We start from the raw sequence: 20,945 nt of genomic DNA on the forward strand, positions 1-20,945 counted from the left end.
TTTGCCGCGCTCCGGCAACCTCCTATAGAAGAAGGGCAGTCATGGCCGTTTGGATTCGCGATCTGTCGCTCAAGTACAAATTCTGGGCGCTCAACATGGTGACGTTCGTCATCGCCTTGTTGCTGGTTCTATATGCCGTGCAGCTGGAACAAACCGCCCGTAGTGGCGATGCCCAGGCGCAAGCGCAGGGGCGCGCTTCGCTGCTGGCGGCCTGGCCGGACTCCGCCGCGCTACCGCAAGCGCCGGATCTCGTTCTGTTTCAGACGAACCAGCGCGCCTCGATCGAGGGTCAGCCGGTTGCGGAAAGGGGCTGGACCGCCCTGGCCCATGATCGCCTGTTCGCCAACAACCCCGTTATAGGCGCGCAAGTCGTTACCCGCGCCGATGGCACTACGCTTGCGGTGCTGGCGCGCACGCCGAGCGTGTCGCAGGTGCTGGGCGAGCACTTTGTCAGCTACGCCGCAGCGGTCGCGGTGCTGATGCTTGGCCTGCTCGCCGCATCCCAGTTGCTCATCCGCTTTTTGCTCAGCCACCTCAACACACTCAAGGACGTCATGCTGCACGTCGAGCGCAGCGGTGATCTGCAGGCGCGCGTACCGCTGGACAGTCGCGACGAAGTTGGCCAGATGGCCAGTGCCTTCAACGCCATGCAAGGCGGCTATCAGCGCGTTGTCAGTACGGTTGCCCAGGCGGCAGCCCGACTCGACGAAGGTACGAGCCGCCTCGCCAAGAGCATGAACGACGTGCACAAAGGCATGCGCGGCCAGCAGGGTGAAACTGATCAGGCGGCGACCGCAATCAACGAAATGAGCGCCACGGTGCATCAGATTGCCGAGCATGCACGTGAGAACCGCGACCAGTCGCAGAACGCTGATCGCCTTGCTGGCGACGGCCATCGCGTTGTCGGACGTGTCGAGAAGTCGATCTCCAGTCTTTCCCTGGGCGTACAGCAGACCGGCGAGATGATCGAGAAGCTCGCCGCGGACAGCCAGAAGATCAACGGCGTGGTCAATGTGATCCATAGCATTGCCGAACAGACCAACCTGCTGGCACTCAACGCCGCCATCGAAGCCGCCCGCGCCGGCGAACAGGGCCGCGGATTCGCCGTGGTCGCCGATGAGGTCCGCAACCTGGCCAAACGGGTGCAAGACTCCACCGACGAGATCACCCAGATGATCTCCGGCCTGCAATCGATGACCCGCGACGCCGTGGAATTCATGCAGGAGAGTTCGCTCAAGGCCGACGATTGCGTGCGTGAAGCCCATGAAGCAGCGCAAGCGCTGGAGGCCATCGCCGACGCGGTCGGACAGATGCGCGAAAGCAACACCCAGATCGCCGTGGCTGCCGAGCAGCAAAGCCAGGTGGCCGAAGAGCTCAACCGCTCGGTTACCGGCATCCGCGACGTCACCGAGCGTACGGTAGAGCAGACCGTAAGCTCCGCCAGCACCAGCGCCGAATTGGCAGCGCTCTCCACCGATCTCAGTCGCGCCATCGGCCAGCTAAAGCTCTGAGTCGTCGTTCGTTGCCGCCGCGTTGAATGCCACAACGCGGCGAGCGCCCGAAAAGCATGCATCGAGTCGCGGCGACGCCCCATGACGGGGCGGCCACCGATCAGCCCCCCTTCTCCAGCCCCTGCCATGCGCGATTGTCGTGCGTTGGCACCGCTCTTGCTTTGCTGACAGGGCAGGCCAAGCTGCTGCAAAAATTTGAAAATAGCCAACTAGGGTTCCGACTCGCCTGCGAGTGACTGGTCCGAGAGTTGGCGACCTCCAGTGAGGTTACACGGCGGGATAAAAGCCCGGGAGAACAGCGTGATTGCACGCAGCTCCTGCGCTATTCCAAACACTGGAGGGTTTGCCATGTGCCCGTTCGAATCGGCCCTGCCGATCAATGCCCTGTTGTCTGTCGGCGCACCAGTCTCGCACATGCCGGATGACTGCCCGCCGGCGCTGGCGCCTAGCGAGCCGGGCCTCTGCCCATGCGCCTGATCAATCGTTCACCCAGCCGCACCGGCTGGCTAGCCCTGGCCATACTGCCCTTTGCCCTGTTGTTGGCGTTGTACCTGACGGCCTCGACCCAGCGCCTGGAACTCAACCCCAACGACAAGCTGCTGCCCAGCTTCGGCCAGATGAGCGCCGCCGTCGAACGCCTCGCTTTCACCCCCGACAAACGCTCCGGCGACTATCTGTTCTGGCAGGACACCGCCTCCAGCCTAAAGCGCCTCGGTATCGGCCTCGCCATTGCGGCGGTAGCCGGACTCTGCCTGGGCATCGCCGCCGGCACGCTGCCCCTGTTTAGCGCGCCGCTTTCGCCCTTGCTCACGGTGCTTTCGATGGTGCCGCCACTGGCGATCCTGCCGATCCTGTTCATCGTGTTCGGGCTGGGCGAACTGTCCAAGGTGATGCTCATCGTCATCGGTATCACGCCGATCCTCGCCCGCGACCTGGAGCAGCGCGCCCGCGAGATCCCCCGCGAATTGCTGATCAAGGCGCAAACCCTTGGGGCCAACACCTGGACGCTGATCCTGCGCCTGGTGCTGCCGCAGCTGATGCCGCGCCTGCTGATCAGCCTGCGCCTGGTGCTCGGCTCGGCCTGGTTGTTTCTCATCGCCGCCGAGGCCATCGCCTCCACGGACGGCCTCGGCTACCGCATCTTTCTAGTGCGTCGCTACATGGCGATGGACGTGATTCTGCCTTATGTCGCCTGGATCACCGCGTTGGCCTGGTCCATGGATTACCTGCTACGGCGCCTGACCCAGCTGCTGTTCCCCTGGTACGAAGGAGCCAAGGCATGAGCGATATCAACGCGAACGCGCCCGTGGCCGCACACTCCGAGCACCGCGCAACGCAGCCAGGGGCTCGCGTAGCAGGCTCCCCCAACACCTTTATCCAGGTGAAGAACGTCTGGCAGGAATACGGCGATCAGGTGGTGCTGGAGCGCCTGAATCTGGATATCAGCGAAGGCGAGTTCTGCACCCTGGTCGGTGCCTCCGGCTGCGGCAAGTCGACCTTCCTGCGCCTACTACTGGGTCAGGAAACACCGAGCCGCGGCGAACTGCTGCTGGACGGCAAGCCACTGGCCGGCGAACCAGACGCCAGCCGCGGCGTGGTTTTCCAGCGCTATTCGGTGTTCCCGCATCTGTCGGTGCAGGACAACGTCGCCCTCGGCCTCGAGCTGCCGCGTGCCCCGCTGCTCGGCCGCCTGCTCGGACGCCACAAGCGCGAGGCCCGCGAGCAGGCCGCGCAGATGCTGCACAAGGTTGGCCTCGGCCACGCCCTGGACAAGTATCCGGCGCAGCTGTCGGGCGGCATGCAGCAGCGCCTCGCGATCGCCCAGGCGCTGGTGATGAAACCCCGCGTGCTGCTGCTGGACGAACCCTTCGGCGCACTCGACCCCGGCATCCGCAAGGACATGCACACGCTGCTGCTGGAGCTGTGGCGGGAGACCCGATTGACCGTGTTCATGGTCACCCATGACCTGTCGGAAGGCTTCACCCTCGGCAGCCGCATCCTGGTCTTCGATAAGCCACGCATCGATCCCCATGCACCGGGCGCCTATGGCGCGCGAGTGACCTACGACATTCCGCTGCACGAGGGCCGCCACGCACCCGGCGCGTCCGCTGGCCTTTCGGCCGTCCTCGGCGAGCCACTTCGAACTGCCCATCAAGGAGCCTGACATGAGCGCTTCACTCGCGATTCGCCCCACGCTGTATGAGGAAACCGTTCCTGGCGGCGGCCACACCTCCTTCGTCCTCAAACGCGGCCAGCTGCTGCGCCTGACCGATATCGAAGGCGGCGCCAACGTCAGCGTCATGCTGCTCAACGCCCATGAAAAGAGCGAACGCCTCAACCTGCCGGATACGCTCAAGGGCCAGCACACCGCCAAGCTCAGCGCCGGCCACTGTCTGTACTCGGACATGGGCCGCGTACTCGCCGCAATCACCGCCGACACCTGCGGCTGGCACGACAGCTTCGGCGGCGTGCTGAACGCCGATGAAGTCGCCGAGAAGTACGGCCAAGGGCGCTATCAGGAACTGCGCAACGGCTTCTTCCGCAACGGCACGGACAACCTGCTGGTGGAGATGGGCAAGTGGAACCTGAACCTGCAGGACTTGCTGATGGTGCTCAATCTGTTCAGCCGGGTGGATGTCGATGCCGACGGCGCTTTCGCCTTTCAGCCCGGCAACAGCCAGGCCGGCGACTACGTCGAGCTGTACGCACCAATGGACACGCTGGTGATCCTCACTGCGCTGCAGCATCCGCTGGACCCGAATCCCGACTACGCCCCGAAACCGGTGCAGCTCAGCTGGCACAGCGTCGCCAGCGACGGCATCAGCGTGCTCTGCCGCACCTCGCGGCCAGAGAACGGCCGCGCCTTCCATAACACCGAACGGCTGTACGTCTGAGGAGTGCCGAGATGACGATCATTGAAAGCGACCTGCACCCCGAAACTGCCGTGTTCCGCCACGAAATCCCTGCTGGCGAGCCTTATCTGTTCGAAGTGAAGGCCGGCCAGACCCTGCGCCTGCTCGATCTGAAAGGTAACCAGGCCGTGGACACGCTGTTCTTCAGCGCGAGGAACCCGCGCGAGCGCTACGACCCGCAGCGCACTCTGCGCAAGCAGAACCGCGTCTACCTCACCACCGGCACTGTGCTCTATTCGAACCTGGGTAACCCGCTGCTGACCATCGTCGCCGACACCTGCGGTCGTCACGACACGCTCGGCGGCGCCTGTGCCCAGGAAAGCAACGTGGTGCGCTACGCGCTGGACAAGCGCTACATGCACAGCTGCCGCGACAACTTCCTGCGCGCGAGCCTCAACGACGGCCGCCTGAGCAAGCGCGACATTGGCGCCAACATCAACTTCTTCATGAACGTGCCGGTAACGCCAGAGGGCGGGCTGACCTTTGCCGACGGCATCTCTGCCCCCGGCAAGTACGTCGAGCTCAAGGCCGAGCAGGACGTGATCGTGCTGATTTCCAATTGCCCGCAGTTGAACAACCCCTGCAACGGCTGGAACCCGACCCCGGCCGAGGTGCTGGTGTGGAACTGATGCCGCTGTTGCGACGCTACCTACTGCCGCTGCTGCAGGCACGTGCCGGGCAGCGGCCCACCGAACCCAGGCCGGATACACCCGGCAAGGATGACCATCGCGCCGCCCAGTAGAACCGTAGGGTGGGCCGGGCGGCGTCGTAGGGTGGGCTTCAGCCCACCATGTTGACCGACTGCTAACGGTGGGCTCAAGCCCGCCCTACGGCGACTTTGAGCGCCGCGATGCTATTGATCGTAATCACCACCACGGACGACCGTGGCGATGAACGAATAGAAGCGGGACGGCCCGCCTTGCCCGTTGAGGGTTACCCAAGATGTTCGACAAACTCCTGATTGCCAACCGCGGCGCCATTGCTTGCCGCATCCTGCGTACGCTGCGCGCCCTAGACGTGAAAGGCGTGGCCGTCTATTCCGAGGCCGACGCCGCCAGCCTGCATATCCAGCAGGCCGATGAAGCCCATAGCCTCGGTGAAGGGGCTGCCCCGAACACCTATCTGGTGGTCGACAAGATTCTCGGCATCGCGCTTGAAACCGGTGCAAGAGCGATTCACCCCGGCTATGGCTTCCTCTCCGAGAACGCGGCCTTTGCCGAGGCCTGCGAGGCCGCCGGCATCGCCTTCGTCGGGCCAACGCCGGAGCAGTTGCGCGTGTTCGGCCTCAAGCACACCGCCCGCGCGCTGGCCAAGCAGCATGGCGTACCGATGCTCGAAGGCACCGAACTGCTGGAAAATCTCGATACCGCGCTCGTCGCTGGCGAGCAGGTCGGCTACCCGGTGATGCTGAAAAGCACCGCTGGCGGCGGCGGCATCGGCATGCGCGTATGCAACACCGCCGCCGAGCTGAGCGAGGCCTTCGATGCGGTCAAACGCCTCGGGCAGAACAACTTCAGCGACTCGGGCGTGTTCATCGAGAAATACATTCAGCGCGCCCGCCACCTGGAGGTACAGGTGTTCGGTGATGGCCGGGGCGACGTGATCGCCTTAGGCGTTCGCGACTGCTCGGTGCAGCGGCGCAACCAGAAGGTACTGGAGGAAACCCCGGCGCCGAACCTGCCGGCCGGCATGGCGGAAGCGCTCTGCGAGGCGGCAATCAAGCTGGCCAAGGCGGTCAGCTACCGCAGCGCCGGCACGGTCGAGTTCGTCTATGACGCCGAGGCCGCTCGCTTCTACTTCCTCGAGGTAAATACCCGTCTGCAAGTCGAGCACGGGGTGACCGAGCAGGTCTGGGGCGTGGACCTGGTGCGCTGGATGATCGAGCTGGCGGCCGGTGATCTGCCGCCGCTGGCTGAACTGGCCAAGGGCTTGAAGTCCGAGGGCCACGCCATTCAGGCGCGCCTCTATGCCGAGGATCCGGGCCGCGATTTCCAGCCGAGTCCTGGCTTGCTGACTGCCGTGAGTTTCCCCAAGGGTGACGGCAAGGCCCTGCGCATCGATACCTGGGTCGAGGCCGGCTGCGAGATTCCGCCCTACTTCGACCCGATGACCGCCAAGCTCATCACTTGGGCGCCTACTCGAGGCCAGGCCTGTGCCGCGCTCGATCAGGCGCTGGACGCTACCACGCTGTATGGCGTCGAGACCAACCGCGACTACCTGCGGCAGATCCTCGCGTATACCCCGTTCGCCGAGGGCAACCCCTGGACCCGCTGCCTGGAAAGCCTGACCTACCGCGCCACTACGTTCGAAGTGATCAGCGCCGGCACCCAGACCACCGTGCAGGACTACCCCGGCCGGCTCGGTTACTGGGCCGTCGGCGTGCCACCGTCTGGCCCGATGGACAGTCGTGCGCTGCGCCTGGGCAACGCGCTGCTGGGTAATCCGGCGGAGGCAGCTGGCCTGGAAATCACCATGAGCGGACCGATCCTGCGTTTCAACACCGACGCAGTGGTGACCGTAACAGGCGCCGAGATCCCGCTGAAGCTCGACGACATCGAACTATCGATGTGCACTACGATCCTGATCAAAGCCGGCAGCACGCTTGCGCTCGGCACCATCGCGGGCGCCGGTGCGCGCAGCTATCTGTGCGTACGCGGCGGGCTGCAAGTCCCCGATTATCTCGGCAGCAAGAGCACCTTCACCCTTGGCCAGTTCGGCGGCCATGCCGGTCGCGCCTTGCGGGCCGGTGACGTGTTACATATTCCGGCGCTGACGGACGAAAGCGTTGGCGCGAGCCTGCCTCGGGAACTGTGCTCTGCCCTGCCAGCGGTGCGGGAAATCCGCGTGATCTACGGCCCGCATGGCGCACCGGAATATTTCACCGAAGGCTATATCGAGAGGTTCTTCGCCACCGACTGGGAAGTGCATTTCAACTCCAGCCGCACCGGCGTGCGCTTGATCGGCCCGAAACCCGAGTGGGTGCGCGACAGCGGCGGCGAGGCCGGTCTGCATCCCTCCAACATCCACGACAACCCCTACGCCATCGGTGCGGTGGACTTTACCGGTGACATGCCGGTGATTCTCGGCCCGGACGGCCCGAGCCTCGGCGGCTTCGTCTGCCCGGTGACCATCATCGAAGCCGACCTCTGGCAGCTCGGCCAACTCAAGGCCGGCGACAGAGTGCGTTTCGTACCGGTGGACGTGGCTACCGCACGCAAGCTGGCCCAGGCAGCCAACACCGAGTGCGCCCGTCTTGCCGCCGCGCCGGTGCCGTGCGTGCCGGTGGCGCTGGAATCGCCCATCGTGCTGGATATCGGCGAGGCGGATACGCGCCTGGTGGCGCGCCTCTCCGGCGACACCCACCTCTTGCTGGAAATCGGTCAACCGGAACTGGACCTGGTGCTGCGTTTCCGTGGCCATGCGCTGATGCAGGCGCTGGAGGCGAAGCAGCTGGACGGCGTGATCGACCTCACCCCCGGGATTCGCTCGTTGCAAGTGCACTACCAGCCCGAAACCCTGCCATTGGCCAGCCTGCTCGACACTGTCGCCGGCCTATGGGACGCAGTGTGCTCGGCACAGGATCTGAGAGTCCCGTCGCGAATCGTCCACCTGCCACTGTCCTGGGATGACCCGGCCTGCCAACTGGCGATCGACAAGTACATGACTACCGTGCGCAAGGACGCCCCCTGGTGCCCGAGCAATCTGGAGTTCATCCGCCGCATCAACGACCTGCCAAACCTCGATGCCGTCTACCGCACCGTATTCGAAGCCAGCTATCTGGTCATGGGCCTGGGCGACGTCTACCTCGGTGCGCCGGTGGCCACTCCGCTGGACCCACGGCATCGGCTGGTCACCACCAAGTACAACCCGGCACGCACCTGGACCGCGGAAAACTCGGTGGGCATCGGCGGCGCCTACATGTGCGTTTACGGCATGGAGGGCCCGGGCGGCTACCAGTTTGTCGGTCGCACGCTGCAGATGTGGAATCGCTACCGCGCGGTCGAGGCCTTCGGCGGCCAGCCGTGGCTGCTGCGCTTCTTCGACCAGATCCGCTTCTTCCCGGTTTCGGCCGAGGAGCTGACAAAGATCCGCCGCGATTTCCCGCTTGGCCGTTACCCGCTGAAGATCGAAGAGACCGAGCTGCGGCTGTCCGATTACCAGGCTTTTCTGGACCAGGAAGCCGACGGCATCGACGCCTTCCGCCAGCAGCAACGCGCCGCCTTCGACGCCGAACGCCAGCGCTGGATCGCGTCCGGCCAGGCGCATTTCGAGAGCGAGGAAGTGGCCGCGGATCTCGGCGAAGACGCCCCGCTGGATGATGGCCAGCACGGCATCGAAAGCCATATTGCCGGCAACCTCTGGCAAGTCTCGGTGGCCGAAGGCGAACGCGTCGAAGCCGGCGACGTGCTGGTGATTCTGGAGAGCATGAAGATGGAAATCCCGCTCACCGCGCCGGTAGCCGGTGTGATCAAGGAGGTCCGCGTGCAACCCGGCGCCCCCGTGCGCGCCGGCCAGCGCGTGGTGGTGATCGAGGAGGCGTAAGGCCGCACGACCCACGCAAAGATAACCGTAGGGTGGATCACGCTTCACCGATCCACCAACCGGCCGACCGACTGACCGGGCCGGCCCGAACATCACAGGTGGAAAAGGCGTTGCCGTTTTCCACCGTACGAGGAATACAACGTGACAAACGACTTCGATCTACGCCTCGACACACTCCGCACGGCTTACTCCAGCGCCCAACTGTCACCGCGCACACTCATCGCTGCAGTGCACAAGCAAGCCACCGCCCTCCAGGCCGAATTCAACCTCTTCATTCATCTTCTGACCAAAGATGAACTCGAGCCCTACCTAGCCGCCCTGGACAGCAAATCCCCAGCCGAGCTACCGCTCTACGGCATCCCCTTCGCCATCAAGGACAATATCGACCTGGCCGGCATCCCCACCACGGCCGCCTGCCCCGCCTTTGCCTATACACCCGAAGCCAGCGCGACCCTCGTCGAACAGTTGATTGGCCTCGGCGCGATCCCGCTGGGCAAGACCAATCTCGACCAGTTCGCCACCGGCCTCAACGGGACGCGCTCGCCCTACGGTGAATGCCGCAACAGCGTGCACCCGGACTACCCCTCGGGCGGCTCCAGCGCCGGTTCATCGCTGGCCGTGGCGCTGGGCGTCGCGAGCTTCGCACTGGGCACCGATACCGCCGGCTCCGGCCGCGTACCGGCAGCGTTGAACAATCTGGTGGGCCTCAAGGCCAGCAAGGGCCTGATCTCCACGGCCGGCGTCGTACCCGCCTGCCGCACGCTTGATTGCGTCACCTTTTTCGCCGCCACTGCCGCGGAAGCCAGCCAGCTACTGGCGCTGACCGCCCGGCTCGATCCGCGCGACGAGTACAGCCGCACCAACCCATCGTGGAACGACGGCTCGGCCTTCGGCAAGGTCGCCGCGTTCCGCTTCGGTGTGCCGAAGGACACGGAATTTCTCGGCTGCCCGGAAAGCCCCGCGCTGTTCGCCGCCACCATCGAGCAATTGAAAGCCATCGGCGGCGAGCCGGTGGAAATCGACTTCGGCCCCTTCCTCGAAGCAGCGCGCCTGCTCTACGAAGGCCCCTGGGTGGCCGAGCGCTACAGCGTCGCCGGCGAGCTGATCGAGCAGCAGCCTGACGCCGTGCTGCCGGTGATCAAGGCCGTGCTGGAGAAGGCGCCCGGCACCACCGCCGTAGGGTTGTTCCGCGCCCAGTACCGTCTGCAACAACTCAAGGCCGTGTGCGACCGGATCATGGCCGAGGTCGATTGCGTACTGACCCCGGCCTACCCGCGCCCGGTGACGCTGGACGAGCTGCATGCCGAGCCGGTCAAGCGCAACTCGGACCTGGGCTACTACACCAACTTCATGAACATGCTCGACTACGCCGCCGTGGCGGTGCCGGCGGGCGTCATGCAGAACGGTCTGCCCTGGGGCGTGACCCTGTTCGGCCGGGTGTTCACCGATCAGTACCTGCTGAGTCTGGCCGACGCGCTGCAGCGGCAAAATGGCATCGCGCTGATCGGCGGCCAGTCGATCACCTCGCCCGCTCCGCAAACACCCGCGCGCAACGACCGTGCCCGTGTGGTGGTCTGCGGCGCGCATCTGGACGGGCTGCCGCTGAACTGGCAGCTCAAGCAGCGTGGCGGTCGCCTGCTCGAAGCGACCCGCAGCGCGGCGGCCTACAAGCTCTACGCCCTGGCCGGCGGCCCACCGTATCGCCCGGGCATGGTCCGGGTTGCCGAGGGCGGTGCGGCGATCGAAGTAGAAGTCTGGGAAATCCCCAGCAGCGAGCTGGGCTCCTTCCTCGGAGGAATCCCCGCGCCGCTGGGCCTGGGCAAGGTGCAACTGGCCGATGGTAGCTGGGAGACCGGCTTCATCTGCGAGCCATGCGGACTGGAGGGGGCCCGCGACATCACGGCGTTCGGCGGTTGGCGCGCCTATATGAACGATCGCGTCTAGCAAGGTATTACCGAAGCCGCCGGGCGCGCGGCGGCCACCTGGTGTCGCTCAGGGTTCGTGTCGAGCACAGACGCGAGACCGTCGGACGATGGTCAGAACACCAGTGGCCGGTGCACTTCGTGCCTGTGCAGCCGCACTCTGGCCATCCCGTCGCATCGCCGGAACATCCGGCTCCTGGCTGACCTCCCATGCAGAGCCACGCTGACCTCAGTCGGCGTTATCTGCATCCGAAGGAGGACTCCCATGCATATCACCCTGCCACGCATCGGCCTCGGCGGCGCGCCGCTGGGCAACATGTTCCATCCCCTCAGCGAGGAGACCGCCGACGCGACGCTCAACGCCGCCTGGGACGCCGGCTTTCGCTACTACGACGTGTCGCCGCACTATGGCGCAGGGCTGGCCGAGCAGCGCTTCGGTCGCCTGCTCAGCGGCAAGCCACGCGATGAATACGTGCTGAGCACCAAGGTCGGGCGACTGCTGCACCCGGCCGCTCAACCGGAGAACGCCAAGCCTTTTGTCGACGAACTGCCCAACAAGCGCGTCCCCGACTATTCGGCCGACGGTGCGAGACGCTCTATCGAAGACAGCCTGGAGCGCATGGGCGTCGATCGCCTCGACGTGGTGTTCATCCACGACGTGTCCGAGGATCAATGGGGCCCGCAGTGGCGCGAATACTTCCAGCAGGCCATGAACGGCGCGGCGAAAGCGCTGACCCAGCTGCGCGATGAAGGCGTGATTCGCGGTTGGGGCCTGGGGGTCAACCTGGTCGAACCGTGCCGCATGGCGCTGGAGCAGAGCGATCCGAACGTGTTCCTGCTGGCCGGGCGCTATTCGCTGCTGGAGCACGACGAAGCGCTGGATACGCTGTTTCCGACCTGCCACGAGCGGGGTGTCGGCATCGTTGTTGGCGGCCCATTCAACTCCGGCGTGCTGGCCGGCGGCGAGCATTACGAGTACGACCAGATCCCGGCACACATCAGCGAGCGCAGGCAGCAGCTGAACGCGGTCGCCGAGCGCTGCGGCGTGGACCTGCGCGCCGCAGCGCTGCACTTCTGTCTGGCCAACCCGGTGGTGGCCTCGGTCATCCCCGGTACGGCGAACCCCGAGCGGCCGAAGCAGTACATGGACTATTTCAATACTCAGGTTCCCAGCGAATTCTGGCAGACGCTCAAGCGCGAGGAACTGCTCCGCGAGGATGCGCCAGTACCGAGCTGATTTGATTCGCCCCTCCCCGGCCGCTCCCGCATCAGCGTTTTGTGGGAGCGCCTTGGGGGCTGTGCCTTCCCCGCCGATGACATCCCACCACACAGCCTTGCTCCGCACTATCACGGAGCAAGGCTCCCCATTTGAGAGCAGCGACGTTCAAGCCGGGCAAGCCGCCCTACGTCCGTTTCGCACGGCAACTTCTTGAATAAGCGACGCTTTTGCTTCGAGCAGCGCAGCTGGCACGCAACCTGCTGTATCTCCAGTGAACGGGATGAGTCGCCACCGGCGCTCATGACGCTTGGCACAAACACAGGAGCAGCTTCAAGGAGAACTAGGGTTCCGGCTCACAGGGAGTGGGCGCTGGTCCGAGAGTTCTCCGGTCCCAGGGACGGGACTACACGGAGGGATAAAAGCCCGGGAGACGCGATGTCATCCCGTGCCTGTCATTCCAATGTGTAGGGAAATCACACCATGTCCACACTGCGCTCGCTGAACAAGACCCTTCTCGCCGCCGGCCTGGCCGTCGCGACATTGTTTTCACCGCTGGCCAGCCAGGCTGCCGAGAAGCTGAAGATCGGCACTGTGGTCTGGGCCGGTTACGGCCCCTTCTACGTCGCCGACAAGAAGGACCTGTTCAAGCCCCACGGCCTGGACGTGGACCTGCAGTTTTTCAACGACCCGGCGCTGATCCCCACCGCCATGCTCAGCCGCGCGCTGGACGGCGGCATGCTCACCTACGACCAGGTGGTGGCCTCGGTCGCCAAGGGCCTCAAGCATCGCGTGGTGATGCCCATCGACTTCTCCAACGGTGGCGATGCCATCGTCGCCGACGCCTCGATCCAGTCCTTTGCCGACTTCAAGGGCAAGAAGGTCGGCTTCAACCCACTCTCGCCATCGGACTTTCTGCTGGCCTATGCGCTGCAGCATAACGGCATGAGTGACAAGGACATCAACGCCGTCAACATGACCCCGGAAGGCATTCCCGGCGCCATGGCCTCGGGCAACCTGCCGATTGGCGTGACCTACGAACCCAACGTCTCGCAAATCCTCTCCATGGGCGGTGGCGACAAGTTCAAGGTGGTTTATTCCTCCAAGGACGCACCGGGGCTGATCACCGACGTACTGGTCTTCGACGAGGCGGTGATCGCCAAGAAGCCCGCTGCCATCAAGGCGATGATCCAGGGCTACCTGGACGGCCTGGCCTACATGCAGGCGCACCCCGAGGAGTCGGCCAAGATCATCGGCGAGGTGCTCGGGGTCAGCGCCGAAGAGGCCGTCGAGCAGATGGCCGGCGCCTACAACATCCCCCTCGCCGAGATGAGCAAGAGCTTCACACCTGGCGATGACACCCATTCATTCCATGGCAGCGGCGCAATCATCGCCAAGTTGCTCAAGGACAACGGGCAGATTCCGACCATCCCGGACTTCAGCAAGACCTACGACGCCCAGTTCACCGAAGCGCTCGCCCAGTAAGCCGATGCCCGGCGGGCAGTTGCCCGCCTGTGCTGGAGAAGACCATGAACGCAAAACCTCTGTACCGCTATGCCGATGGCCGCCTGCCCAACACCCTGGCGATCCTCTACACCGTGCTCGCCTACGGTGGCGGGCTGGCCCTGCTGTTCGCCCCGAATGGCTGGCTGAACGCATTGGGCACACTGCTGCTGGCCCACGGCATGATCATCGCCGCTTACCTGATTCACGAATTCGCCCATGGCGCGATCTTCAGCGTGCCCAAGCACAACGAATGGGCCGGCAACGTCTGCAGTTGGTTGTGCGGCAGCTGCTACGCCGAGTTCCAGGACCTGCGCAAGAAACACATGCGCCATCACGTCGACCGAGCCGACGTGATCACTTTTGACAGCAAGGCCTTTCTCAAGGCGCGCCCCGTGTGGATCCAGAAACTGGTACTGGCGCTGGAATGGGCCTATGTGCCGGCGGTGGAGCTGATCATGCATTTCTACGTGATCGCCCTACCCTTCATCACCGACAACGACAAGCACCGCGCCCGCCGTGGCAAGGTCGCCGCGGTGCTGGCCATTCGCACGCTGCTTTTTGCCGGGCTCGCGGTGCTTTCGCTGAAGGCCGTGCTGCTCTACGCCGTGGCCTGGATGATCATGCTCAGCGTGCTGCGTTTCGCCGATGCCTATCAGCACACCTACGAGGCCTTCGCCGTGCTGGAGGACGGCGCCAAGCTGCCGGAGGACAAGCGCCGCGACCGCAGCTACGAGCAACAGAACACCTACAGCAACGTGGTATCGGAACGCTGGCCGGCGCTGAACCTGCTGCTGCTCAATTTCTCCTTCCACAACGCCCACCACGAGAAACCGGTAGCGCCCTGGTATCGCCTGCCCAAGCTGCACGCCGAGCTGTACGGCAGCACTTACAACCAGGTGATTCCGATGCGCAAGCTGCTCGGCAGTTTCCACCGCTACCGCGTGCGCCGCGTGCTGGACGATGACTACGGCGTGGTCAGCGAAGGGCCGCACAAGGCCGACAACTTCTACGGCGCCGTCGGCGTCTCCTTCCTGACGGCGGTGTGACATGCACAAGGCACTGGATTACCGAGGCCGCTGCGTGGTCATCACCGGCGCCGCCGGGGGCATCGGCCGGGGCCTGGCGCAGAGCTTCGCCGCTGCCGGCGCCACCCTGGAGCTGCTCGACCGTGACGCCGACGCCCTCGCCCGGCTCGCTGACGAACTCGCTGGCGAGACGCCGCTGCACTGCACCGCACTGGACCTGGGCGATCGGCAGGCGGTGCAGCAGTATGCCGATGACCTCGCCTGCCGCGGCCTCAACGCCGATGTGCTGATCAACAACGCTGGTGTCGAGTACGCCACGCCGCTGGGCGAGTGCAGCTTCGAGGCCGACCAGCGCTGGTCGACCCTGCTGGAGAACAACGTCGGTTCCATGCAGCGCCTGACCCGCGCATTGCTGCCACGCCTGCGCGCCGGCGCCAGCGTGATCAACCAGGCCTCCATCTGGGGTCTGAAAGGCGTGCCGGGCTTTTCCGCCTATGTCGCCAGCAAGCACGCGGTGGTCGGCCTGACCCGTTCGCTGGCCTGGGAGCTGGGCCCGCGGCGCATCCGGGTGAACGCGGTGTGCCCCGGCTGGATCGGCACCGATGCGGCCATGCGCTCGCTGCAGGTGATGGCGGACGCCAACGGCCGCAGCGACAGCGCCGAGCTGGCGGCGATCCTCGCCAACCAGGCCATCCCGGAACTGCTGACGCCGGCTGACCTGGGCGGCACCTTCCTCTTTCTCGGCTCGCCACTGGCCGCCGCCCTGACCGGCCAGGCGCTGTCGGTCAGCCATGGCGAGGTGATGCACTGATGGCCAGCAAACGCTTCGCAGGCCAGACCGCGCTGATCACTGGCGCAGCGACCGGTATCGGCCGCGCCACCGCCCTTGCGCTTGCAGCCGAGGGCGCACACGTATGGATCAACCATCGCGGCCAGCAAGATCTGGCGAACCAATTGGTCGAGCAGATCACCGCCAATGGTGGCGACGCCTGCGCCATCGAGGCCGATGTCAGCGATCCGGCCGCGGTCGCGGCAATGTTCGAGACCATCGAGGCGCAGGGACCGCTGGGTCTGCTCGTCAACAACGCCGGGGTGATCCTGGAAAAGCCCTTTCTGCAAACCAGCGAGGCGGACTGGGCAATGCTGCTGGGCGTCGACCTGGGCGGCGTCTACCGCTGCTGTCGCCATGCGCTGGCGCAGATGCAGCCGCGGCGCACTGGCGCCATCGTCAACGTCGCCTCGGACCTCGGCTTTCTCGGCCGCGAACAGTACGTCGCCTACTGCACGGCCAAGGCCGGGGTGATCGGCCTGACCCGTTCGCTGGCGCGCGAATTCGCCACCGATGGCATCCGCGTCAATGGCGTCGCCCCCGGCCCCATCGCCACGGCGATGGTCAGCGCGGAGCACATGAGTGACGAGTGGATGGCCAAGGAGCTGGCGATCCCCATGGCGCGCCTGGGTACGCCGGAGGAAGTCGCGGCGGCCATCGTCTTCCTGCTTTCGCCGCAGGCGAGCTATTTCACCGGACAGCTGCTCGGGCCCAATGGCGGCTCCTGGATGGGCGCATGAACAGTCTGCTGCCACAGGGCATGCTGATCGGCGGCGCCATCATGTGGGGCCTGGGCTGGCTGCCGTTGCAGTTCTTTGCCGCCCGTGGCCTGGCCGGTATGCCGCTGGTGCTGCTGACCTATTCGCTGCTCAGCCTGCTGGCGCTGCCGGTGCTCTGGCAGCAGCGCCGGCAGTGGGCGAGCCAGTATCGCCAGGTACTCACCATGGGCCTGTGCGGCGGCTGGGCCACCGCGGCGCTGGTCACCGCCCTGGCCGAAGGCAACGTGGTGCGGGTGATGCTGCTGTTCTACCTGGCGCCGGTGTGGGCGATGGTCGGCGGCTGGCTGCTGCTGGGCGAACGCTTCAGCGGCGCGCGGCTGTTCGCCCTGGGGCTGGCGATGCTGGGCATTGGGCTGACCCTCGGCATCACCGGCGAAGCTCTGGACGCGCCAGGTGCCAACGACTGGCTGGCACTTTCTGCCGGCCTCGCCTTCAGCCTCAACAACCTGGCCACCCGCGCTGCTGACCGGGTGCCGCTGGCGAGCAAGGCGTTGGTCAGTTTCATCGGCAGCGCCCTGCTCGGCGGACTGTTCTGCCTGCTGTTTCGTCAGTCGCTACCACCGCTGGATCTAACCCTGACCTGGCAGATCGCCCTGCTCGCCCTTGGCTGGCTGATCAGCATGGCTGCCGTGCAGTACGGCCTCACTCATCTGGAAGCCGGCCGCGCCGCGGTGCTGGTTGTGTTCGAGTTGATCGCCGCGGTGCTCTCGTCGGCCTGGTTCGGCAGCCATGCCATCGGTCCGAACGAATGGCTCGGCGCCGCCCTGATTACCACTGCCGCGCTGATCGCCGGCTGGCCGGAACGTCCCCTCCCCATCGCGACTAGGAGCACCTGCGCATGACCGTGCACATGGATCAACTGAGCTGGGTCGATTACGAACGTCGCATCGGTGAAGGCGCCGTGGTCTTCCTGCCCTGCGGCGCTACCGAGCAGCATGGCCCGCACCTGCCGCTGGGCACCGATGCGCTGCTGGCCAGCGCCATCAGCGCCGAAGTGGCGACGCGTGTCGGCGGGCTGGTCGCGCCGGCTCTTTCCTACGGCTACAAGTCGCAGCCCAAATGCGGCGGCGGGCAGCATTTCTGCGGCACCACCAGCCTGGATGGCGCGACCCTGAGCGCGCTGGTGCGCGACGCCGTGCGGGAGTTCCACCGCCACGGCGTGCGCCGCCTGGTGCTGGTGCTCGGCCATTACGAAAATCAGTGGTTCGTCGCCGAGGGCATCCAGCTGGCGCTGCGCGACCTCGGACCGGGCGCCGGCCTGGAAGTGATGCGCCTGGAACACTGGGACTTCTGCCGCGAGCAGACCCTCACTGACGTCTTCCCCGACGGCTTTCCCGGTTTCGCCCTGGAGCATGCCGCGGTGATCGAAACTTCGCTGATGCTGCACTTCCACCCACAACTGGTGGCCCTGGAGAAGATTCCAGATGACGCCCCGGCGGACTTCCCGCCCTACGACATGTATCCCACCCGCACCGAGTGGGTGCCGCCTTCCGGCGTGCTGTCCTCGGCCAAAGGCTCCAGCGCGGCGAAAGGCCGGCGGCTGGCCGACGACATCGTCGACGGCATCGCCACGGCGGTTTGCAGGGAGTTCGCGCTGTGAGCCTGACGAGCCTGAACCCCGGGCGCACGGCGCTGCTGGTGATCGACATGCAGCGCGACTTCTGCGCCCTGGGCGGCTACGCCGACCAGGCCGGCATGGACGTCAGCCGCCTGCGCGCACCGATCCCGGCGCTCCAGGCGCTGCTGGATCGCGCCCGCGGGCTGGGCATGCTGGTCGTGCACACCCGCGAGGGGCATCGTCCGGATCTTTCCGACCTGCCCGACCCCAAACGCCGCCGTGCCGAAGCGAGCGGCGCGCCCATCGGCAGTTCCGGTCCGCTCGGCCGCCTGCTGGTGCGTGGCGAGTTCGGCCACGACCTGATCGACGAATTGCAGCCGCGCGCCGGCGAGCCGGTGATCGACAAACCCGGCTACAGCGCCTTCGCCCACACCGATCTCGAACTGATCCTGCGCCGTCGCGGCATCGAGCAACTGATCCTGACCGGCGTCACCACCGAGGTCTGCGTGTCTTCGACGCTGCGTCAGGCCATCGACCTTGGCCTCGACTGCCTGACCGTCAGCGATGCCTGCGCCTCGTCCGACCCACAACTGCACGCCGCCGCGCTGGCGATGATCGAAGTCGAAGGCGGGCTGTTCGGCAGCGTGACCGACAGCCCCAGCCTGCTCCGGCGCCTGGAGCGTGCGGCATGACCGATGTGCTGAAGCTCTGGCCGCTGCTAACCGCCACGCATCGCTACGACAAGTCGATTTCCACCCGCAATCGCGGCCAGGGCACGCTGATCGACGCGCCGATCCTCGCCTTCCTTATCGAAACCCGACAGGGCCGCGTGCTGTTCGATGTCGGCTGCGACTACACCAAGCTCAGCGATCCGCAACGGCGTGCGCGCTGGTTCGACCCCGTGGAATTTCCCATGGGTCCGCCCGAGATGACCGAGGAGCAACGCCTGCCCGCCCAGCTCGCCCGACACGGGCTTTCACCCGCGGATATCGACCTGGTGTTCCTCAGCCATCTGCATTTCGATCACGCCGGCGGCCTGTGCGAACTGTGCGGCTGCGACGTGCATGTGCACGAAGCGGAACTCGCCGCCGCCCGCGCCCAGGCGGACGACGCCTACTTCGCCGATGACTTTGCTGGCGAGCATCACTGGACGCTGCAGCACGACGAATACGAGCTGCTGCCCGGACTGCGCGCCATAAATACACCTGGCCACACCGCCGGCCACATGTCGCTGCTGATCGAACTGCCGCACGGCAAGCTGATTCTCGCCGGGGACGCTGCGGACCTGAGCGAGAACCTGGTCGACGAAGTCGCGCCCGGCCTCTGCTGGCAGGACCGCGAAGACCTGGCGCTGGCCAGCATTCGCAAACTCAAGGCAACCGCCGCCGAGACCGACGCCGCGATTTGGCCGAATCACGACATGGCCTTCTGGCGCACCCTCAAACGCTTTCCGGAGTACCACGCATGAAGACCGTTCCCGATGCCTATCTCGGCGTGTGGCGCCGGCGCCTGCTGACCACCACGGCCGGCTTGCGTGACGAAACCAGCGAGGTGTACTGGCTGCAAACCGCCAGCCTGCACGCCGACCTGCGCCTGCCACGGCCGCAAGCGCTGCCGCCGGCCGCCTCGCTGGAAACCTGCAGCCACACCCAGCAGCTGGCGCTGGCCGAACAGGCGGGCTTCGCCGGCGTCACCGAGGTCAACGGCAATATCTGCCAGTGGCATCGGCTGATCGACTTTCAGCCACCGGGCGGGCCGGCGGATATCGGCCTGATGCACTTCGAAACCCCGGAGCGCTTGCTGGAAGACGGGCTGGACGGCAGCTACCACGAAATCTGGCAACGCCTGCCCGAATCCGCTGGCGCCAACTGGGGCCTGTGGCTGCGCGCTGCCGGTGAGCCCTCGCGCCAGGCCTGCCTGCTGGTAGCCGGCGACTACTTCCTGTTCGCCGCCGATCGTCCGCTGCCCCTTTCAGCGGGCGGCAAGCACCTGCGCGACGAACTGGGCGCCGTTGATCCCGCCCTGCGGCCGCAGCTGCTGGCGTTCGAACTCTCCTTCGGCCGCCATCGCAACGGTGCCACGCCCTGGCAGATCAGCCATTCGACGCTACCGGGTCGTGTCGGTGACGCGCTGCTGTCCAGCTATTGGCGCTTCGCCAATCCGGCCAGCCTGCCCAAGGAAGACCTGGCACGACTGGGCCGCTATGCGCCGAGCGGCGGCTGGCAGCGTGCCGAGCATCCCGTTTCCAGCACGCCCCAGGAGGTGTCCGCATGACTGCGCAGATCACCATCGCCACGCCCAGCATCGAGCGACCGAGCCGGGAAAAGCCCGCTGCAGCGACTGCACAGGCCGTTCGCAAAAGCGGCTTCTGGCGCATTCGCGGCGAGATATCCCGACGCAGCGCCTGGCTGCTGACCGGCGCCGGGCTTAGCCTGCCCTTCGTCGTCTGGTGGCTGTGGACAGCCCTGGGCCTCGCCGACCCAATGTTCATGCCCAGCCCCGGCGCCGTGCTCGAACGCATCGGCCGCTGGTCGACCAGCGAGGGGCTGCTGGCTGACATCGGCATCAGCGTCTGGCGGGTGATGGCAGGCTTCGGCGCCTCGGCGCTGCTTGCCCTGCCGCTGGGGCTGTATATCGGCACCTACCGGCCGGTGCAGGCCTTTCTCGAACCGCTCACCGACTTCATTCGCTACATGCCGGCGGTGGCCTTCATTCCGCTGGTGATGCTCTGGGTCGGTATCGACGAGGGCTCGAAGGTGCTGATCATCTTCATCGGCACGTTCTTCCAGATGGTGCTGATGGTCGCCGAAGACGTGCGGCGGGTGCCCATGGCGCAGATCGAGGCGGCGCAGACCATGGGCGCCAACCGCGGCGAGATCGTCAAGCTGGTGATCCTGCCGTCAGCCAAACCGGCGCTGCTCGACACCCTGCGTATCACCTGCGGCTGGGCCTGGACCTACCTGGTGGTGGCCGAACTGGTCGCGGCCAATTCCGGCCTCGGTTACGCCATCCTCAAGGCGCAGCGCTACATGCACACCGACAAGATCTTCGCCGGCATCCTGCTGATCGGCCTGATCGGTCTGCTCACCGACCAGGCCTTCCGCTGGTTGCACCGCCGCGCCTTCCCCTGGATGAGGAAATGACC

Annotated in this window: 20 protein-coding genes and 2 riboswitches; all 20 genes read left to right on the plus strand. The window is 65.8% G+C overall.

The window, feature by feature from the left end:
- Positions 1-41 precede the first annotated feature (41 nt).
- The 20 genes from SM130_RS12095 to SM130_RS12190 all read left to right on the plus strand — a co-directional run bounded on the left by SM130_RS12095 (position 42) and on the right by SM130_RS12190 (position 20,943).
- Complete coding sequence (locus tag SM130_RS12095) at positions 42-1,511, plus strand: methyl-accepting chemotaxis protein (RefSeq protein WP_102825798.1); 1,470 nt, start codon at positions 42-44, stop codon at positions 1,509-1,511.
- Between the two features lie 198 nt (positions 1,512-1,709).
- Positions 1,710-1,807, plus strand: a riboswitch (guanidine-I (ykkC/yxkD leader).
- A gap of 52 nt (positions 1,808-1,859) precedes the next feature.
- Positions 1,860-1,988, plus strand: coding sequence for a hypothetical protein (locus SM130_RS12100; protein WP_256044905.1), 129 nt, complete (start codon positions 1,860-1,862; stop codon positions 1,986-1,988).
- On the plus strand, positions 1,979-2,794 hold the full coding sequence (locus SM130_RS12105; protein WP_102825797.1) for an ABC transporter permease: 816 nt from the start codon (positions 1,979-1,981) through the stop codon (positions 2,792-2,794). The genes SM130_RS12100 and SM130_RS12105 overlap by 10 nt, the downstream gene beginning before the upstream one ends.
- Positions 2,791-3,675, plus strand: coding sequence for an ABC transporter ATP-binding protein (locus tag SM130_RS12110; protein ID WP_256044904.1), 885 nt, complete (start codon positions 2,791-2,793; stop codon positions 3,673-3,675). The genes SM130_RS12105 and SM130_RS12110 overlap by 4 nt, the downstream gene beginning before the upstream one ends.
- A 1-nt stretch (position 3,676) precedes the next feature.
- Positions 3,677-4,405 (plus strand): urea amidolyase associated protein UAAP1, encoded by a 729-nt coding sequence (locus tag SM130_RS12115; protein ID WP_102825796.1) that lies wholly within the window; start codon positions 3,677-3,679, stop codon positions 4,403-4,405.
- 11 nt (positions 4,406-4,416) lie between these two features.
- The gene (locus SM130_RS12120; RefSeq protein ID WP_102825795.1) at positions 4,417-5,052 is read left to right on the plus strand and encodes an urea amidolyase associated protein UAAP2; all 636 of its coding nucleotides are present in this window, start codon (positions 4,417-4,419) and stop codon (positions 5,050-5,052) included.
- The gene (locus SM130_RS12125; protein ID WP_258006879.1) at positions 5,043-5,165 is read left to right on the plus strand and encodes a hypothetical protein; all 123 of its coding nucleotides are present in this window, start codon (positions 5,043-5,045) and stop codon (positions 5,163-5,165) included. The genes SM130_RS12120 and SM130_RS12125 overlap by 10 nt, the downstream gene beginning before the upstream one ends.
- Before the next feature lie 200 nt (positions 5,166-5,365).
- Positions 5,366-8,965 carry an urea carboxylase gene (uca, locus tag SM130_RS12130; protein ID WP_102825794.1) on the plus strand — a complete coding sequence of 1,200 codons (3,600 nt, stop codon included), beginning with the start codon at positions 5,366-5,368 and terminating at the stop codon, positions 8,963-8,965.
- Between the two features lie 141 nt (positions 8,966-9,106).
- Positions 9,107-10,909, plus strand: a complete 1,803-nt coding sequence (gene atzF, locus SM130_RS12135) for an allophanate hydrolase (protein WP_102825793.1) — start codon at positions 9,107-9,109, stop codon at positions 10,907-10,909.
- Between the two features lie 243 nt (positions 10,910-11,152).
- A complete protein-coding gene (locus SM130_RS12140) occupies positions 11,153-12,124 on the plus strand; it encodes an aldo/keto reductase (protein ID WP_102825792.1) in 972 nt (323 codons plus the stop codon).
- Between the two features lie 311 nt (positions 12,125-12,435).
- Positions 12,436-12,538: riboswitch (guanidine-I (ykkC/yxkD leader) on the plus strand.
- A 48-nt stretch (positions 12,539-12,586) separates the two neighbouring features.
- The gene (locus SM130_RS12145) at positions 12,587-13,588 is read left to right on the plus strand and encodes an ABC transporter substrate-binding protein (protein WP_102825791.1); all 1,002 of its coding nucleotides are present in this window, start codon (positions 12,587-12,589) and stop codon (positions 13,586-13,588) included.
- A 44-nt stretch (positions 13,589-13,632) separates the two neighbouring features.
- Complete coding sequence (locus SM130_RS12150) at positions 13,633-14,655, plus strand: fatty acid desaturase family protein (RefSeq protein WP_102825790.1); 1,023 nt, start codon at positions 13,633-13,635, stop codon at positions 14,653-14,655.
- Between the two features lies 1 nt (position 14,656).
- Positions 14,657-15,445: an SDR family NAD(P)-dependent oxidoreductase gene (locus SM130_RS12155; RefSeq protein ID WP_102825789.1), complete on the plus strand. Its 789-nt coding sequence runs from the start codon at positions 14,657-14,659 to the stop codon at positions 15,443-15,445.
- Positions 15,445-16,203: an SDR family NAD(P)-dependent oxidoreductase gene (locus SM130_RS12160; protein ID WP_102825788.1), complete on the plus strand. Its 759-nt coding sequence runs from the start codon at positions 15,445-15,447 to the stop codon at positions 16,201-16,203. The genes SM130_RS12155 and SM130_RS12160 overlap by 1 nt, the downstream gene beginning before the upstream one ends.
- Positions 16,200-17,084: a DMT family transporter gene (locus SM130_RS12165; RefSeq protein ID WP_102825787.1), complete on the plus strand. Its 885-nt coding sequence runs from the start codon at positions 16,200-16,202 to the stop codon at positions 17,082-17,084. Before SM130_RS12160 ends, SM130_RS12165 begins: the two co-directional genes overlap by 4 nt.
- Complete coding sequence (locus SM130_RS12170; RefSeq protein ID WP_102825786.1) at positions 17,081-17,842, plus strand: creatininase; 762 nt, start codon at positions 17,081-17,083, stop codon at positions 17,840-17,842. Before SM130_RS12165 ends, SM130_RS12170 begins: the two co-directional genes overlap by 4 nt.
- Complete coding sequence (locus SM130_RS12175; protein ID WP_102825785.1) at positions 17,839-18,492, plus strand: cysteine hydrolase family protein; 654 nt, start codon at positions 17,839-17,841, stop codon at positions 18,490-18,492. The genes SM130_RS12170 and SM130_RS12175 overlap by 4 nt, the downstream gene beginning before the upstream one ends.
- Entirely contained in the window at positions 18,489-19,268 is a 780-nt protein-coding gene (locus tag SM130_RS12180; protein ID WP_102825784.1) for an N-acyl homoserine lactonase family protein, read from the plus strand. The genes SM130_RS12175 and SM130_RS12180 overlap by 4 nt, the downstream gene beginning before the upstream one ends.
- A complete protein-coding gene (locus SM130_RS12185; RefSeq protein WP_102825783.1) occupies positions 19,265-20,074 on the plus strand; it encodes a hypothetical protein in 810 nt (269 codons plus the stop codon). Before SM130_RS12180 ends, SM130_RS12185 begins: the two co-directional genes overlap by 4 nt.
- Positions 20,071-20,943: an ABC transporter permease gene (locus tag SM130_RS12190; RefSeq protein WP_256044902.1), complete on the plus strand. Its 873-nt coding sequence runs from the start codon at positions 20,071-20,073 to the stop codon at positions 20,941-20,943. Before SM130_RS12185 ends, SM130_RS12190 begins: the two co-directional genes overlap by 4 nt.
- The last annotated feature ends 2 nt before the right edge of the window (positions 20,944-20,945 follow it).

It is taken from the genome of Stutzerimonas stutzeri (genome assembly GCF_038561965.1).
Taxonomy (GTDB): domain Bacteria; phylum Pseudomonadota; class Gammaproteobacteria; order Pseudomonadales; family Pseudomonadaceae; genus Stutzerimonas; species Stutzerimonas stutzeri_AA.

Coding starts and splice junctions, on each gene's coding strand:
- SM130_RS12150 (WP_102825790.1), top strand. CDS start 13,633: ATGAACGCAAAACCTCTGTACCGCTATGCCGATGGCCGCCTGCCCAAC.
- SM130_RS12105 (WP_102825797.1), top strand. CDS start 1,979: ATGCGCCTGATCAATCGTTCACCCAGCCGCACCGGCTGGCTAGCCCTG.
- SM130_RS12165 (WP_102825787.1), top strand. CDS start 16,200: ATGAACAGTCTGCTGCCACAGGGCATGCTGATCGGCGGCGCCATCATG.
- SM130_RS12140 (WP_102825792.1), top strand. CDS start 11,153: ATGCATATCACCCTGCCACGCATCGGCCTCGGCGGCGCGCCGCTGGGC.
- SM130_RS12160 (WP_102825788.1), top strand. CDS start 15,445: ATGGCCAGCAAACGCTTCGCAGGCCAGACCGCGCTGATCACTGGCGCA.
- SM130_RS12100 (WP_256044905.1), top strand. CDS start 1,860: ATGTGCCCGTTCGAATCGGCCCTGCCGATCAATGCCCTGTTGTCTGTC.
- uca (WP_102825794.1), top strand. CDS start 5,366: ATGTTCGACAAACTCCTGATTGCCAACCGCGGCGCCATTGCTTGCCGC.
- SM130_RS12095 (WP_102825798.1), top strand. CDS start 42: ATGGCCGTTTGGATTCGCGATCTGTCGCTCAAGTACAAATTCTGGGCG.
- SM130_RS12180 (WP_102825784.1), top strand. CDS start 18,489: ATGACCGATGTGCTGAAGCTCTGGCCGCTGCTAACCGCCACGCATCGC.
- SM130_RS12110 (WP_256044904.1), top strand. CDS start 2,791: ATGAGCGATATCAACGCGAACGCGCCCGTGGCCGCACACTCCGAGCAC.
- SM130_RS12155 (WP_102825789.1), top strand. CDS start 14,657: ATGCACAAGGCACTGGATTACCGAGGCCGCTGCGTGGTCATCACCGGC.
- SM130_RS12185 (WP_102825783.1), top strand. CDS start 19,265: ATGAAGACCGTTCCCGATGCCTATCTCGGCGTGTGGCGCCGGCGCCTG.
- SM130_RS12145 (WP_102825791.1), top strand. CDS start 12,587: ATGTCCACACTGCGCTCGCTGAACAAGACCCTTCTCGCCGCCGGCCTG.
- SM130_RS12120 (WP_102825795.1), top strand. CDS start 4,417: ATGACGATCATTGAAAGCGACCTGCACCCCGAAACTGCCGTGTTCCGC.
- SM130_RS12190 (WP_256044902.1), top strand. CDS start 20,071: ATGACTGCGCAGATCACCATCGCCACGCCCAGCATCGAGCGACCGAGC.
- SM130_RS12170 (WP_102825786.1), top strand. CDS start 17,081: ATGACCGTGCACATGGATCAACTGAGCTGGGTCGATTACGAACGTCGC.
- SM130_RS12115 (WP_102825796.1), top strand. CDS start 3,677: ATGAGCGCTTCACTCGCGATTCGCCCCACGCTGTATGAGGAAACCGTT.